The organism is Spirosoma sp., from assembly GCF_026391055.1.
GTDB lineage: Bacteria > Bacteroidota > Bacteroidia > Cytophagales > Spirosomataceae > Spirosoma.
Window position 1 is genome coordinate 20,092 of record NZ_JAPLET010000019.1, and the last position, 15,619, is coordinate 35,710.

A 15,619-nucleotide genomic window follows, 5' to 3' on the forward strand; every position below is an offset into this window, starting at 1 on the left:
CAGCTTTTCTTTTCTACTCACGTAAATCCGACAAACGCGCTGGTTGCTGCATCGCAACGGCTCACTCTTTTTGTCCGGTACAAAAAAGTTAATAGGTAAGGTATACAGGGCTAACGGGCTTTTCGGGCTGTCTGGTCTGTACATATACATTGTTTTGTTGCCCCTAGCTAATCGTCGATTGGCTCAACTAGTTATTAAGTGCTGGTTAGGCCATGTCGAGTGGTTGCTAACTGATTAGAAACCCACCGCTGCTATCGTTCATTCGCTATGAAAACACACGATTCTACATTTGATGAACACCACGTTCTTCATGAGTTGAAGCATTATCTTCCGGCTCAGGCGCCGTTGAAGGACTTCGTTCATCACAATACACTACACTCGTTTCAGGATTTACGGTTCGATAAGGCGCTCCACAAAGCATCTGAACTTTTCGGTTATAAAACCCTGCTCTTGCTGAACGAATACCGGTCTTTCTTTGCCTCGCAACGAATCCGGAAAGACGTGCTTCAACGGATCATCATACAGCACAAGGGGGTAGAACTGGCTGCAGAATGGTCGCAGAAGGTGCTGGCCAAACCCTATAAAACGGCTTTTCAGCCCCGGATTGGCTCGTTGCGGGCAAGCTGGAAGAAAGAACACCATGTAGACCTGGATTCACTGGTTCACCCGCTGCTGTTCCGCATTCTGTGCAGCTACCTCGATCAGGGCATTTCGATCTGGAACTTCCCGGTTCGGGATAAGGATTTTCTGTCGTCTATGCGCGAGATGGAGGAAACAAGTTTCACCAGCGTGTTCAGAACAAAAGCCGCTAAAGACCTTTTCCTGCATGGTGACTGTAACCTCAATGCCTTGTTGGATAAACTCGTTGGTGACGAATCGCTGTATGAACAATACCTGTTCGACCAGCAGTTTGCTCATTCGGGCTGGTCGGGAATGGTAGCCGTAATTGAGGATTTGCCGCAAACGCTGCTGGATACGCGTAAAATATCACTTCATGACCTGATCGTTTTTGAATTGCTGCTCGAAATCGACGCCATAAACTACCAACTGGGAAACGAATGGACACCTATGCGGAGCTGGCTCACGCACACGCCGGTTCCGCTCTTCGCCGACGTACCGGATACAGAGTTGAGTGACGTTATGACCATCTGGCAGGAAGCTTTCGAATGGAGCTACTATGATCAGGTTATGGCCGGGCTTGAGCTGGAAGAACGCAACGAAGTCCGAATCCCAACGAAAACCTTCCAGGCGATGTTCTGCATCGACGACCGGGAGTGTTCGTTCCGGCGTTATCTGGAAGATCTGGATCATTCCTGCGAAACCTTTGGAACACCGGGTTTCTTCGGCGTTGATTGTTTTTTTCAACCCGAAGAAGGCAAGTACTACACCAAAATCTGTCCGGTTCCGCTTTCGCCAAAGCACTTGATCAAAGAGATCGATTCAAGGAACAAACGGCAGCGGGATATGCACTTCAATAAGCACGCGCATTCCTTTCACAGCGGCTGGTTAATTTCGCAGACATTGGGCTTCTGGGCCGCTCTGCGGTTGTTCGCAAATATTTTTAAACCAACCATGACGCCTGCGGCTGCGTCGTCGTTTAAGCATATGGACCATCTCTCGAAGCTCACAATTGAGAACGAGCATCCCGAAGACATGGAGAACGGCCTCCAAATTGGCTACTCTGTCGACGAGATGGCGGTGCGGGTTGAAGGGCTTCTGAAAAGTATTGGCCTGGTCGAAGACTTCGCATCCATTGTGTATGTGGTTGGTCACGGGGCTAGTAGCGTGAACAATCCGCACTATGCTGCCTATGACTGTGGCGCGTGTTCAGGCCGGGCGGGTTCGGTGAATGCCCGGGCCATATCGTACATGGCCAATCACGCCAAAGTACGGGCCATTCTCAAGGCCAAAGGATTAACCATTCCCGATACAACCCAGTTTATCGGGGCGCTGCACGACACCACCCGCGATGAAATTGCTTTTTTCGATGAAGCTTCACTTACGCCCGCGAATCTTGAGAAGCACAATCAAAATAAACGAACCTTCGAAACCGCACTCGACTATAACGCCAAAGAACGGTCGAGACGCTTTGAGTCTATCGACAGCCGGGCCAGTCTGAAGCGGATTCACGAGCGAGTTAGGGAGCGTTCTGTGTCGTTGTTCGAGCCGCGCCCTGAACTGAATCACGCCACCAACGCCCTCACTATTGTGGGCCGTCGTTCGCTTACGAAAGGCTTGTTCCTGGACCGCCGGTCGTTCCTGAACTCGTACGATTACCGCGTGGACCCCGATGGCAAATACCTGTTCAATATCCTGAAAGCAGCCGCGCCCGTATGCGGAGGCATCAACCTCGAATATTTCTTTTCGAGGGTCGACAATCAGCAACTGGGAGCTGGAACCAAGCTGCCCCATAACGTGATGGGCCTGATTGGTGTAGCCAACGGAATGGACGGTGATTTACGCCCGGGATTGCCCAGTCAGATGATTGAAGTGCATGACCCCGTGCGGATGTTCTTCATTATCGAGCAGTTTCCGGATGTGGTGCTGGATGTCATTAAACAGTCGAGTGCAACCTATGAGTGGTTCATTAATGAGTGGGTACATCTGGTGGTTGTAAACCCCGAAACGCAAAAGTTTTTTGTGTTCAAAGAAGGGGCCTTTACGCCGTATGAGCCCATAATTCATCATGTGGATACGATAAAAGATATTGCCCCGTTGCTCGAAACCCATCAGGAAGACCTTCCTGTTTACCTACTTTCTTAAGATTAACGCATGGAATCATTTCTTCAAGTTTTTATTTTATTGCCTATTCTTGGGTTTCTACTTCTGTTGTTGATTCCCGAGGATAAAGAAAAGGTTATCTCCCTGACCTGCTTTAGTATCGTCGGTCTACATTTTGCGCTGTCGATGGGATTTCTGGTCTACTGGCTAATCATGAGTCGAACGGAGCTTAACCTCAAAGATATTGTGCTGCTTAGCTCAGGAAATTATGAGTTTCTGATCGATTTTTACTTCGATAAAGTCACCGCTGTTTATCTGTTCGTCGGGGCCATTCTAACGTTTCTGGTAACCATTTACAGTCGGGCGTATCTCCACCGAGAAACCGGCTATAAGCGTTTTTTCACAACCATTCTGTTCTTTTACACCGGGTATAACATCACCATTTTTGCGGGCAACTTCGAGACGCTGTTCATTGGCTGGGAGATATTAGGCATCACATCGTTCCTCTTGATTGCCTTCTACCGAAACAAGTATCTGCCGGTGAAAAATGCGGTGAAAGTGTTTTCGGTATACCGAATCGGCGACGTTGGTCTATTGTTGGCCATGTGGATGAGCCACCATCTGTGGCATGAAAATATTACGTTTATTAAACTGGGCGATTATGCGCTGGTGCACGAACATCTGCAAACGCATAGCTTCATCGGTGTTTTTATCTCCCTTATGATTCTGGCGTCGGCTGCGGCCAAGTCGGCGCAACTTCCCTTTTCGTCTTGGCTGCCCCGTGCTATGGAAGGGCCTACGCCGTCCAGCGCTATATTTTATGGATCGCTGGCCGTTCACCTTGGCGTTTTTCTGTTGCTGAGAACTTATCCGTTCTGGGAACAGCAGACATCGGTACGCGTCCTGATTGTAGCTCTGGGTTTGATCACAACCGTCGTTTCTACAGGTATTGCCCGGGTTCAGTCGTCCATTAAAGCGCAGATTGCCTATGCGTCTATTGCACAGATCGGATTGATGTTTATTGAGGTAGCGGCTGGTTTGGAGAGTCTGGCGTTGTTCCACTTTGCCGGAAATGCGTTTCTCAGAACCTACCAGCTGCTGGTGTCGCCATCAGTGGTGAGCTACCTCATTCGAGAGCAATTTTACACGTTCTATCCATCGCAGCGGTCGCTGGAGGATTTCCTGCCGAAGAAGCTTGCCAATACATTTTACATGCTGGGCATTAAAGAATGGAATTTAGATTCGTTCCTGTATCGGTACTTATGGAATCCGTTAAAATGGGTAGGCAACCTGCTTGATTTTATAACCCTGAGTACGCTCCTGACGGTTTTTGTACCGTTCTACCTCGTTGGGGTATTCTGCCTTTATAATCGTAACCTTGTTCCTGAGCCGGTATTGAACTGCCTGCCTATTGCCTTTTCCTTTACGGCGGTGGTTATGGTACTGAAATCGTTCACGAAACGAAACAGGGCGCGAATGGCGTGGTTATTGACCATCTTCAATCACTTCTTTGTTGTACTGGCCATTTCATTCAACGAAAAATTTAATTATTCATCGCAGGGATTGCTCTACCTAAGTGGCGTTTTTGTGGCGGGTGTTGTTGGGTTCGTTTGCCTGAGTCGTTTGAAGGCGGCCGAGAAGAGCCTTAACCTGCAGCAGTTTCATGGCTATTCGCACAAGTACCCTCGGCTGGCGTTCCTGTTTCTGCTGGCTTGTTTGGGCGTTTCGGGCTTTCCCATTACGCCCACGTTCATTGGTGAGGATTTGATGTTTTCCCACATTCACGAAAACCAGGCTATGCTGGCGTTGTTCACCGCGCTGAGCTTCATCATCGACGGGCTGGCCATCATTCGGATTTACGCCCGGATATTCCTTGGTCCCTACGAAAAGTCGATGTACGAAATGGCCTACCGGTCGTATTAATGGTGTACGAGACCGCATAGCCAAGTGGCCGGAGCCATGCGGTCTCGCCCGGTACTTGGCTTAATTTTTTCGTGATTCGTCAGTCGATTTACGCAGTTGGTCAGCGATGCAGCCGGGCTTTTGCAGGACCTTTGTCATGTACTAAACGTCGAACAAGTCCATGAAAACGCTCCTGAAATCCGAAGAATTAATTCAGTTCCTGGCTGCTATTTATTTGTTCTCCCGCCTGAGTTTCGCCTGGTGGTGGTTCCCCGCTTTGCTTCTGCTCCCGGACATCAGCATGATTGGTTACCTGATTAACCCAGCCGTTGGCGCGGTGTTGTACAATATCGTACATCACAAGGGACTTGGTATTGTCATTGGTCTGATTGGTCTTGCCCTTGGTAATCAATACCTGATGCTGGCCGGTGTCATCCTGTTTGCCCACTCCAGTATGGATCGGGTAGCGGGTTACGGACTGAAATACGCCGATAGTTTCAAGCATACCAGTCTCGGAACGATGTAGACCAGCATCAGGCTGCCCGATTAGCCGATTTTCAACACCCAAACGGGTTGACCTGCCAATTGCTGGCGAATCTTCTCGGGAACGACAACGCTAAAGCCGTCTTTCGTTTTAGTTAGCTTCAATGATTGCGATGCGCCCAGTACGGTCACTTTGGCATTGGGTGCAACAGTAAGCGCTGGCAACGTAATGCTGGCTGGAAGCTGTTGTTCCGACTCGCTGGGCAGGTAGGAGGCATAAACAGCCCTGCTATTTGAGGTGAACGCCCACTGACCCTGCCGATAGGGAGCCAACGGTTTGGTGCCGTAAATCGACTCGCCGTTTACGGTAATCCATTTGCCAATTTCCTGCAATCGCTGATAGGCTTCTTCGTGCCATTCGCCATCGGGGCCGGGGGCGATGTTGAGCAAAAGATTCCCGTTTTTGGCTACGATGTCGACCAATGTCTGTACCAGTTTACGGGCGGGCTTAAAGTTTTCTTTGGGAATATACGACCAGCTGTTGCCCATGGTTAGGCAACTTTCCCACGGAATGGGCATGTAATGGTCGGGGATAGACTGTTCGGGCGTTACGTAATTTTCAAATTCGCCCGATACTGTCCGGTCGACAACCAGAAGACCCGGCTGGTGCTGGCGCGCCATACCGGCAATACGGGCCATGTTTATATCCTGGCTGTATGGAATCGTGCGCTGCCAGCTAACAGTTGAGTCGATGGTGCTGGCCGGACGAACCCAGCCGCCGTCGAGCCACAGAATATCGACGTTGCCGTAGCCGGTCATTAGTTCTTCGATCTGGTTGTAGGTGAAATCGCTGAACTTCTTCCAGTGGTCGGGGTATTTTTTCGGGTCGTAGCTCACGTTACGATCTTTGGGCGGAAAGTACGTCCACCAGTAATCTTCCGTATGCCAATCGGGTTTCGAAAAATACGTGCCGACCATAAAGCCCTGCTGGCGAAAAGCGCCAAGAATCTCTTTCGTGACGTTACTGCGGGGGTTCGCTGAGAACGGGGTTTTCTTATCGGTAATCTTGTAATCCGTCAGCTTCGTGTCGAACATGCAAAAGCCGTCGTGGTGTTTAGTGGTGAAAACCACATATTTCATGCCCGCGCCTTTTGCCGCATTGGCCCAGCGTTCCGGGTTGAACTTCGTTGGATTGAAGGTCGTTTGGAGGTTTTCGTACGCCTTTTTATACTCAAACCAGTTGGCGGCATACGGGCCTCTACGCTCACACCAGCCCTCATCTTCGGGGCAGAGGGACCACGATTCCACCACGCCCCATTCGCTGTAAGTGCCCCAGTGCATAAGCAGGCCAAACTTAATATCCTGCCAGTTAGCCAGCTTTTTCTTCACCAGCTCATCTTTTGGCCAGACATATTTATCGTGGTTCTGCTCCGAGTGCTGTTGCGCAAGAGCCGATGTTGAAACCAGTAAGCTGAAGAGAATGGAGGTAATTTGTTTTTTCATATACAGGTATATTTTTTGGCAATGTACTAGGCGTAGGCCAGTCGGTATGCACCCGGCGTCTGGCCCGTCCATTTTTTAAAGGAACGGAAAAAGACACTCGGTTCGGCAAAACCCAGCAGATAGGCAATGTCTGTTGTGCTCACATTCGGTTCGCGCAGGTGCCCAATGGCTAGTTCTTTGCGGGTTTCGTCGAGGAGCTGCTGATACGATGTGCCCGATTCTTTGAGGTGAAGCTGCAAGGTTCGTACGCCCATCGCCAGCCGGTCGGCAACGCTGACCAGTGTGGGCTCTTCGCCTTTCATCAGCGAAATAATCTCGGTTTTCACCCGGCTTTTCAGCGAGGGGGTATGGAGTTGGTTCAGTATATCATTGGCGTGTTTCTCAAACAACGGGAACAGGCTGGAATTGGCATTTAGAATGGGTGTGTCCAATAGAGCCGCATCGAAGACCAGTGTGGTTTCGCTGGCATCAAATAAGAGAAGGGTAGGGTCGAATACACGTTCATGCTCGCGCGTGTCGCTTGGACGCGGGTAGGCAAAACGCGTTTCAAGCGCGGTCAGTCGCTGACCCGTCAGGGCACGAATGACCGACATATAAATCGATAGCTCGGAATTAAAGGTATGTTCCGGATAGATAATGTCAGGGCTGGTGATGCGCAGCGATAAGGTGTACTTCGCGCCCGATTGGTTGTCAGCCGGCATTAACTGGCCCGTTGTTCGGACGCCTTCGCAGACGATATCCTGATAGTGACAAAGCTTATCAAATACATGTCCAAGTGTAGGGCAGTGCATCATCACGTAGGCCAGCACACCAAGAGCCAGCGGGTTCACCATTTCGCCTAACTTGAGCGGGAGAGCAGAGTCGTTGGTCGCAATAATGGCTTCGTGCCAGAGGGCCTGCACCTGCTGGATGAGCACCCGCCCGTCCGGGTTCTTAAGCTGAACTGCGTTGATACCTACCGCACGGGCTAGTGCATCGGCATCGGCCCCCTGCTGGCGGGCTGCAAACAGGATGAGGTTGATAGAGCCAACAGAGAGGGAGTCGTTGGTTTTAGGCTGCATTTATAGGCCTGGTATTATCATTAAGTAGCGTTTAAGGTAATAATAATGATTGAATTTGATTGCGGAAACCACAAGATAAAACGTTTTACAGACCTAATGAGGCCACTATCTATTAAAGGATACTAACAATACCCTTGCGTCTTCACCTCGTTCAGCCTATTTTGAGTAAACTAAATAGACAGTGAGCTTTCACATTTTGGACTAATAACCAAAGTATTTATTGGACAGTTGGAACAGACTAACGGTTTGCATTGAAGTCACCAGCTCAATCCATGAACCGGTTGGGATGCAGGCTGCTCTTCCAGTAATTGATAATCGCTTCCAGTTGCTCTTTCATCTCGCTATGGCTGCTTTGTTTTTCGAAGAAACCCTGAATAGTTAGCTCATATGCTTCTTCAACCAGGTGTTTATAGGCCGGATGAGTGAAGAAAATAAAAGGAACAGCTCGTCGCTTCAGGTCTGCATCCGCTTCAATCTGTCGGCGCAGTTCAAGGCCGTTCATGACCTGCATACTTACTTCGGAAATAATAATAAAAGGAGGTTCCTTGCTTGTTCTGAAATAATCAATGGCCTGCTGGCCGTTCGTAAAAAAGACGACCTTATTGTTGGGTGCAAGTCGTTCCAGCAGGGGTTTAAACAGCAGTTGATCATCCTGATCATCGTCAATGAAAATAATGGGGCCTCTCGAATCTTCCACGGGTCTACGTTAAGCATAATTGAATTAACTTATACAACCAGAAGAACCGCTGAAGGATTATTTTTTTGCCAAAAAATTAATAATCAATAAATTAATATGCCTTCATTTGATTGGCGGTTTTTTACTGACCCGTGGTGTTATTGAGCTAGATTCGCTTACTTGATATGCTGATTCACAAGGCTAAGGCAATGGGCTGCCCTAACCAAGAAACTGAAGAAGTATTTAGATTTGACGTAAGTCGACGTACAGAAATTTCAACCTGTCGTTGCTGTTTGTGGGTTCAATGGGCCATGATATTGAAATACAGCATCATGATTGATTATCCGTGAAGGCGATCAAGCGATACCTAGCAAATACCTGATAGCGAGAGTCAAAATAACACTAAATCCTAAACCCCATTCTACGGTAAATGACCTGTCTTTCTCAAGCGATACGAACTGTTTTTAAAGGCACCCTGCTTGGCTGGTTGGGCTTTGCTACACCGGCATACGCGCAGACTCGCATTTTTGTGTCTCCATCGGGAAGCGATACACAGGCAGGTACGCTGGCATTACCTGTGGCAACGCTCGAAAAAGCTTTGGAGAAAGTGAAAACTGCCCCTCAGAACGAGGTACATATCTACCTACGTAAAGGCACTTATTATTTAGCCAAAACGGTACGTATAACCCCGCATATAATTGGCAATAAGCGGCTCTTGATCAGTGCATTCCAGAATGAATCCGTTGAACTCAACGGCGGGCGGAAACTGGCTTTGCGCTGGCAAAAATCCGGCGACAGAATCTGGGTAGCTAACGTAGCAGGCGAACCGTTTGAGCAACTATACATCAACGGGAAGAAGCAGGTACTGGCTCGTTACCCAAACTATGATTCCACGGCCCGGGTGTTTAACGGAACAGCCGCTGACGCCATCAGCCGAACACGAATCAGCCGGTGGAAAAACCCGTCTGGCGGCTACCTTCATGCTATTCACCAGCACGAGTGGGGCGATTTTCATTACCGTATAACGGGTAAATCAGGCGATACGCTCACCTACGAAGGTGGCTGGCAGAATAACCGCCCGATGGGGATTCATAAGAACCAGCGGTTTGTCGAAAACATCTACGAGGAATTGGACGCCCCCGGTGAATGGTTCTATGACAAAGCCACCCAAACGCTTTCGTTTATTCCGCCTTCTGGCTTTGACCTGAATTCGGCCGTTGTTGATGTGTCGCGGTTGAAATCGTTGGTTGAGTTGGTGGGCACACCAAAAACTCCGCTTCGTCAGGTGCGTATTCATGGCATACGGCTGGTTAATACCGAGCGGACGTTTATGGAGCCGTATGAACCGCTGCTGCGTAGCGACTGGATGTTGTACCGGGGTGCCGCGATTTATCTGGAAAATACCGAGAATTGCCGCATCGAAGCCTGCGAGCTTACCCACCTGGGCGGAAACGCCATTCTGGTGAGTAGGTATAATCGGAACACATCGGTCGATGGCTGTCATATTCATCATATAGGAGCTACTGCCATCGGGTTTGTTGGCGATACGTCGGCGGTTCGGTCACCTGCTTTCCGGTATGAGTGGTTTGTGCCTTATGCTGACATGGACCTGCGGCCGGGTTCAAAAAACAACCGGTACCCGGCAAACTGCACCGCCAGCGACAACCTCATTCACCACACCGGCGAGATTGAAAAACAGTCTACCGGCGTTGAAATCTCAATGGCTTCCGACATAACAGTACGACATAATACGATTTATCAGCTGCCCCGCGCGGGGATCAATATTGGCGACGGCACCTGGGGCGGGCATTTGCTTGAGTTCAACGACGTGTTCGACACCGTACTGGAAACGGGCGATCATGGTTCGTTTAATTCCTGGGGGCGCGACCGCTTCTGGCACCCCAACCGGAAAACGATGGATAGTCTGGCAGCCGCTCACCCGGAGCTGATTAAACTCGATGCTCAAAAACCAGTCGTTATCCGGAATAATCGGTTCCGCTGTGACCACGGATGGGATATTGATCTCGACGATGGCAGCAGTAATTATATTATTTTCAATAACGTATTGCTAAACGGCGGGCTGAAGTTTCGGGAAGGGTTTTACCGGACTGCCGAAAACAATGTGATCGTCAATAATTCCTTTCATCCCCACGTATGGTTCAAAAACAGTGAGGATGTGTTTCGAAAAAATATCGTCATGCGGCCTTACTTTCCTATTCAGATCGCTCATTGGGGTAAAGAGATCGATCATAATCTTTTTCCGGACCAGACCGCTTTACAAAAGGCGCAGCAGAACGGTACTGATCTTCATAGTCAATTTGGTGATCCGCAATATATCAATCCGGAGCAGGGCGACTATCGGGTAGCGCAGATAAGTCCGGCACTGGCTGCTGGGTTCCAGAATTTTCCCATGAATCAGTTTGGGGTACAGAAGGCGTCTTTACGAGTCTTGGCGCGTTCTCCTAAACTTCCCCAGCTAAGTAACGACCGGAAAGAGTCGAACGTTACGGAGAAGACCTGGTTAGGCATTCGGATACGTAATGTGAATGGATTGGGCGACCGGTCGGCATTCGGGTTGCCAGATGAAAAGGGAATTGTTGTGCTGACCGTGCCTAAAGAAAGCAAACTGGCTACGTCGGGTTTGCAAAAAGATGATGTTATTCGAACTATCAACGGCACCGATGTAGCGACCATCGCTCAGTTGGAGAGTATACAGCAACAACTACATTTCATGAGCACCATACCCGTTGGCGTAATGCGAAATCAACGGATCATTGACATACAATTACCCATGAAGTGAATGGTGTGGTCTTTTGATCGACACGAATAAAAAGCCTACGTCGATATACCTCAACGTAGGCTGTAAACGTCTCGCTCACTTCTGGCATTCGTTCATGCGTTATAACCGGCCTTGTTCTTTCAGCCAGGTAAGCGATTCCTGAATAGCTTCCATAGACGTATAATGGGGATGAAAGCCTAACCGCTGGCGTGCTTTGGTAATGCTGCCATTGGTACTATGCAGCAAATGCCCCCAGCTTTGGTTGGCGTACTCCTCGGAGGTGGTCTGTTTAAATTCGTCAAACGTGACGAAGCGTAGATTCGCTGAGGTGCCATACCAGGTAGCCAGGGCCTGAGCATACCCGCGCCAGGTCATGGCTCGCTCAGAAAGGATGTGGAAACTTTCACCAATCGATGCTGCTGGATTGTCAAGGGCCAGCATAAAGCCTAAAGCCACATCGTCGGCATGCACATGATGCAGGGTTTCAAGGCCCTGGTTGGGAAGCAGGACCTCATGGCCCGTGGCTAACTTAGTGAAGATCCGGGCGTCCAGATTACCCGCCGGCGTAATGGGCGTCCAACCCGGCCCAACAATGTGGCCCGGGTGAATTACCGTCGAGGGTAGATCCGCCTGATCAACTTCCTGTAGCAAATACGTTTCAATGGCCGCCTTCCGAAGGCCATACGCATCAATGGGGTATCTGGGGTCTGATTCGTTGACGGGAACCAGCTCATTGTAGCCGTGAACCCAAATCGTACCGCAGTGCAGGAAGTGCCTGACACGACCTGCCAGGGCATCGGTCAGTTGCCTGGTGCTGTCCAGCTCGAAACTAATTAAATCAATGACCGCGTCGGGGGTTAAATCCGCTATGGCTTGCCCGAATTTCCCTTGTTTTTCCAGCTCAGTACGATCTAAGGCGACAAAGGCCACCTGTTGCCAATCGTCGTGAGTCTGGTAAGGATCACGACGACGGCGGCTAACAACGGTTACGTCATGTCCAGCCGCCACAAGTCGGGGCACTAAAAAGGTACCAATGTGTCCGGTACCGCCAATCACTACAATTTTCATCGGTATGTCAGTGAAAAATATGTCTAATCAATCCACTTTGTTAACCAGTAAAATGGGCGTTTGCTTATTCTAGCCGGTACGGTTCTTATATGCATGTGATTTGATTAATGGTTAACTACTATTTTACTTAGATAAGGCTTACAAACCAGATGTAAGTTATCAATAGTACTGTTTTGTGCGTTCATGGTCTTTGCGGAAAAGGGAGTGGATCATTAAAAGATAGCACCCACTGGCTTTTTGTTGTGCCTGAGCTACATAAGCCGAGAGGTCACTGCAACTTCCGGCCATTTTGTATCCATTGCATCTATATATTCCTCCAAACCCAATTATGAAACGGTTTACCTACCCAGCCTTACTCCTGACCCTTGGCCTGCTCAGCCTGGTCGAAAAGCCCCCCACCACCGACTGGCCCGAATACAACGGCGGGCCGGATCGCAATCATTTTTCACCCCTCACCCAGCTAAATCCCAGTAATGTGGCAGGCTTGAAGGTCGCCTGGGAATATGCTTCGGGCGGAGTCGATACGCTCAAGAATAACACTCAGATTCAGTGCAATCCGCTTATCGTCGACGGTGTATTGTACGGTGTTTCGGCTGGCTCGCAGGCCTTTGCCCTCGACGCGGCCACGGGCAAAGAGCTTTGGAAAACAGCTTTTACCGACGATACCTTCGCCATGAATAGCCGGGGCGTTACCTACTGGACCGATGGACGACAGGCTCGGATTTTCTTCGCCTACGGATCGCTGCTCTATGCCCTCGACGCCCGAACGGGAAAGCCGGTGGCTAGCTTTGGAAAAGGCGGAAAAATCAACTTAAAAGAGGGCCTCGCTCGTCCCGGAGCCGACGAGTACGTAGTAAGCAACACACCGGGCGTAATCTATAAAAATCTGCTCATCATGGGCCACCGGGTGTCGGAGGTTGCCCCGGCTCTGCCCGGCGATGTGCGTGCTTACGACCTGCGCACGGGGCGGCTCGTCTGGACGTTCCACACCATTCCGCACCCCGGCGAGTACGGCGCCGACACCTGGCCTAAAGACGGCCACCTTAACTTCGGCGGAGCCAACAACTGGATGGGCATGGCTATTGACCGGCAGCGCGGCATCGTGTACGTACCTACAGGAACGGCGGCATTCGATTTATACGGCAGTACCCGGCCCGGTAAGAACCTGTTCGGCAACAGCCTTATAGCCCTCGACGCGGCCACTGGCAAGCGACGCTGGCATTTTCAAACGATCCACCACGACATTTGGGACCGCGATATTCCGGCTCCTCCTAATTTATTTACCGTCGTTCATGACGGCAAAAAAGTGGATGCCGTTTCGGTTCTATCTAAACAAGGTTTCCTGTTTGTCTTCGACCGTGTCACGGGTAAGCCGCTGTTCCCGATTGAGGAACGGCCCATGCCCGCTTCCACTGTTCCGGGAGAAAAAGCCTGGCCCACCCAGCCGATTCCTCTCAAACCCGCACCGTTTACACGGCAATCGCTTTCGGAGAGCGATATCAGCGACTTTGTCACCGACCGCGATACGGTATTGGCTCAGCTCCGGCGCTGGCAATCGGGGAAGGAGTTTATTCCTCTTCCATTGAGCCCTAATCGTACTGTATTTTTTCCTGGTACCGACGGTGGGGCGCAGTGGGGTGGGGCCGCAGTGGACGAAGAGGGAATTATGTACGTTCCCGCCAAGCAAATTCCGGTCACCATGGGGCTGGTTCCGACCGCCGACGGTTCGTTGTCAGCCAAGGCTGTTGATCGCACCGGTAGCCAACTCTACCAAACGCACTGTGCCGCCTGCCACGGCCAAAACCGCGAAGGCAGTCATGACGGTAGCTATCCGGCCCTGACCAGCATTTCTCAAAAACGTAACCAGACGTCCGTGGCCCAGGTTCTGGCCAAGGGTCAGGGCATGATGCCTGCATTCACTTACCTGAAGGAAGATGAGCGTAAGGCCATTGTGGATTTTTTGTTTGGTAAAACAACGTCCGTCGTCAGCAAGGCGGGACTGAACACCTCGCCCTATCACCATACCGGGTTTACCCGTTGGTACGACCGGGCCGGGTACCCCGTGAGCCGCCCACCCTGGGGAACACTGACGGCGATCGATATGAACACGGGCGAACACCGTTGGCAGGTCCCGCTGGGAGAATATCCTGAACTAGTGGCGAAGGGACTGCCCCCGACGGGCACCGACAACTATGGTGCTCCGGCAGTCACGGCGGGTGGGTTGCTCTTTATTGCTTCCTCGCGCGACGAACTGATTCGGGCTTTCGATAGAAAAACGGGCCGTGAACTCTGGCGTGCCAAACTGCCGGCTGCCGGGTATGCTTCGCCAAGTACCTACGCCGTTGATGGCAAACAATACGTGGTAATTGCCTGTGGGGGTGGCAAACTCAAAACGAAGTCGGGGGATCGGTACGTGGCGTTTGCGTTGCCATAAGCTGCAACTTCGTCAATTGGAGGCTATCTAAAGCTTCATAAAAAACAGAAAGCAGCACTGGGTGTCCGGTGGAAATCCGCGGACACTCAGTGCTGCTTTCAACAAGAACGATCGTACGGCTGTCCTAAAAGCCTCATTACTCAAATTTGGTGACCCGGATGAAACGGGCTTGTCCCAAAACCAATTGGAGGGTTTTCTGGATGGTTTCTAACAGCTGTAAACTCTGTTCCGTACAATACAGTCGAGACTTTACTTGATGGCCGCAATCGCAGCAGCGTAATCAGGCTCTTGTCCTATTTCCGGCACTTGCTGTTCATAGACGATTTTTCCTTCGGGATTCACTACAATTACCGCACGGCTTAGCAGCCCTTTCATAGGTCCATCGGCAATTTGTACGCCGTAAGAACTGCCAAAATCAGTTCTGAAATCAGAAAGCATTACAACATTCTTTATTCCTTCTGCACCACAAAAAGCTTTTTGAGCAAAAGGCAGATCTTTGGAAATACACAGTACGGTTGTGTTTTTTAGTCCAGCTGCATCCTCATTAAATTTTCGTACCGATTTAGAACAAACGCCAGTGTTTACACTTGGAAAAATATTCATGATTACATATTTGCCCTTGTAATCGGCTAACGTCTTATCCGTAAGATCAATACCGGTCAATGTGAACTCTTTGACTGGAGTTCCCACTGCCGGTAGTTTACCAACAGTATGAATTGTTTTGCCGCCCAGAGTAACAGCCGTGCCTGTCGTTTGTCCCAGCGAAATACCCGTAATGAATATTCCGGCTAGTCCCAAAAAAAAGATTTTAAACGCGTGTATGGAGTTCTTGATGCTGGTCATAAGGTGATTTATTACATTAATAGTGATTCCACAAATGTGCAAAGAAAACGGTAATGAAAATTAGTCGGATGCGACTGATAGCCGTTAATCGTCAGGAAAATTAGCGCATGAACGCCCAATCTGGATTAGTCGTTTTGGTGGGCGAATTC

At 50.0% G+C, this 15,619-nt stretch carries 10 protein-coding genes; 5 read left to right on the forward strand and 5 right to left on the reverse strand.

Going from position 1 to position 15,619, the window contains the following annotated elements; all coding sequences use genetic code 11:
- The first annotated feature begins 267 nt into the window (after window positions 1–267).
- The 3 genes from NT073_RS10850 (at window position 268) to NT073_RS10860 (ending at window position 5,149) form a co-directional block, all read left to right on the forward strand.
- Entirely contained in the window at window positions 268–2,763 is a 2,496-nt protein-coding gene (locus tag NT073_RS10850) for a DUF2309 domain-containing protein (protein ID WP_297372882.1), read from the forward strand.
- Window positions 2,764–2,772: 9 nt separating this feature from the next.
- On the forward strand, window positions 2,773–4,644 hold the full coding sequence (locus NT073_RS10855; RefSeq protein WP_297372884.1) for a proton-conducting transporter membrane subunit: 1,872 nt from the start codon (window positions 2,773–2,775) through the stop codon (window positions 4,642–4,644).
- A gap of 160 nt (window positions 4,645–4,804) precedes the next feature.
- Window positions 4,805–5,149, forward strand: coding sequence for a DUF4260 domain-containing protein (locus NT073_RS10860; RefSeq protein ID WP_297372886.1), 345 nt, complete (start codon window positions 4,805–4,807; stop codon window positions 5,147–5,149).
- A gap of 20 nt (window positions 5,150–5,169) precedes the next feature.
- Here the strand turns inward: NT073_RS10860 and NT073_RS10865 are convergent, their stop codons facing one another.
- The 3 genes from NT073_RS10865 to NT073_RS10875 all read right to left on the reverse strand — a co-directional run bounded on the left by NT073_RS10865 (window position 5,170) and on the right by NT073_RS10875 (window position 8,367).
- Window positions 5,170–6,609 (reverse strand): alpha-L-fucosidase, encoded by a 1,440-nt coding sequence (locus tag NT073_RS10865; protein ID WP_297372888.1) that lies wholly within the window; start codon window positions 6,607–6,609, stop codon window positions 5,170–5,172.
- A gap of 26 nt (window positions 6,610–6,635) precedes the next feature.
- Window positions 6,636–7,670: an AraC family transcriptional regulator gene (locus tag NT073_RS10870; RefSeq protein ID WP_297372890.1), complete on the reverse strand. Its 1,035-nt coding sequence runs from the start codon at window positions 7,668–7,670 to the stop codon at window positions 6,636–6,638.
- Between the two features lie 265 nt (window positions 7,671–7,935).
- The gene (locus NT073_RS10875) at window positions 7,936–8,367 is read right to left on the reverse strand and encodes a response regulator (RefSeq protein ID WP_297372892.1); all 432 of its coding nucleotides are present in this window, start codon (window positions 8,365–8,367) and stop codon (window positions 7,936–7,938) included.
- A 409-nt stretch (window positions 8,368–8,776) separates the two neighbouring features.
- Here NT073_RS10875 and NT073_RS10880 point away from each other — a divergent pair, with 409 nt between their 5' ends.
- A complete protein-coding gene (locus tag NT073_RS10880; RefSeq protein ID WP_297372894.1) occupies window positions 8,777–11,146 on the forward strand; it encodes a PDZ domain-containing protein in 2,370 nt (789 codons plus the stop codon).
- 99 nt (window positions 11,147–11,245) lie between these two features.
- Here the strand turns inward: NT073_RS10880 and NT073_RS10885 are convergent, their stop codons facing one another.
- Window positions 11,246–12,193 (reverse strand): NAD-dependent epimerase/dehydratase family protein, encoded by a 948-nt coding sequence (locus tag NT073_RS10885; protein WP_297372896.1) that lies wholly within the window; start codon window positions 12,191–12,193, stop codon window positions 11,246–11,248.
- Between the two features lie 328 nt (window positions 12,194–12,521).
- Here NT073_RS10885 and NT073_RS10890 point away from each other — a divergent pair, with 328 nt between their 5' ends.
- Entirely contained in the window at window positions 12,522–14,627 is a 2,106-nt protein-coding gene (locus NT073_RS10890) for a PQQ-binding-like beta-propeller repeat protein (RefSeq protein WP_297372898.1), read from the forward strand.
- A gap of 249 nt (window positions 14,628–14,876) precedes the next feature.
- Here NT073_RS10890 and tpx read toward each other — a convergent pair whose 3' ends face one another.
- On the reverse strand, window positions 14,877–15,470 hold the full coding sequence (tpx, locus tag NT073_RS10895; protein WP_297372900.1) for a thiol peroxidase: 594 nt from the start codon (window positions 15,468–15,470) through the stop codon (window positions 14,877–14,879).
- Between the last annotated feature and the right edge of the window lie 149 nt (window positions 15,471–15,619).

Excerpts from the sequence above, each read along its gene's own strand:
- NT073_RS10850 (WP_297372882.1), top strand. The coding sequence starts at position 268 with ATGAAAACACACGATTCTACATTTGATGAACACCACGTTCTTCATGAG.
- NT073_RS10855 (WP_297372884.1), top strand. The coding sequence starts at position 2,773 with ATGGAATCATTTCTTCAAGTTTTTATTTTATTGCCTATTCTTGGGTTT.
- NT073_RS10860 (WP_297372886.1), top strand. The coding sequence starts at position 4,805 with ATGAAAACGCTCCTGAAATCCGAAGAATTAATTCAGTTCCTGGCTGCT.
- NT073_RS10865 (WP_297372888.1), bottom strand. The coding sequence starts at position 6,609 with ATGAAAAAACAAATTACCTCCATTCTCTTCAGCTTACTGGTTTCAACA.
- NT073_RS10870 (WP_297372890.1), bottom strand. The coding sequence starts at position 7,670 with ATGCAGCCTAAAACCAACGACTCCCTCTCTGTTGGCTCTATCAACCTC.
- NT073_RS10880 (WP_297372894.1), top strand. The coding sequence starts at position 8,777 with ATGACCTGTCTTTCTCAAGCGATACGAACTGTTTTTAAAGGCACCCTG.
- NT073_RS10885 (WP_297372896.1), bottom strand. The coding sequence starts at position 12,193 with ATGAAAATTGTAGTGATTGGCGGTACCGGACACATTGGTACCTTTTTA.
- NT073_RS10890 (WP_297372898.1), top strand. The coding sequence starts at position 12,522 with ATGAAACGGTTTACCTACCCAGCCTTACTCCTGACCCTTGGCCTGCTC.
- tpx (WP_297372900.1), bottom strand. The coding sequence starts at position 15,470 with ATGACCAGCATCAAGAACTCCATACACGCGTTTAAAATCTTTTTTTTG.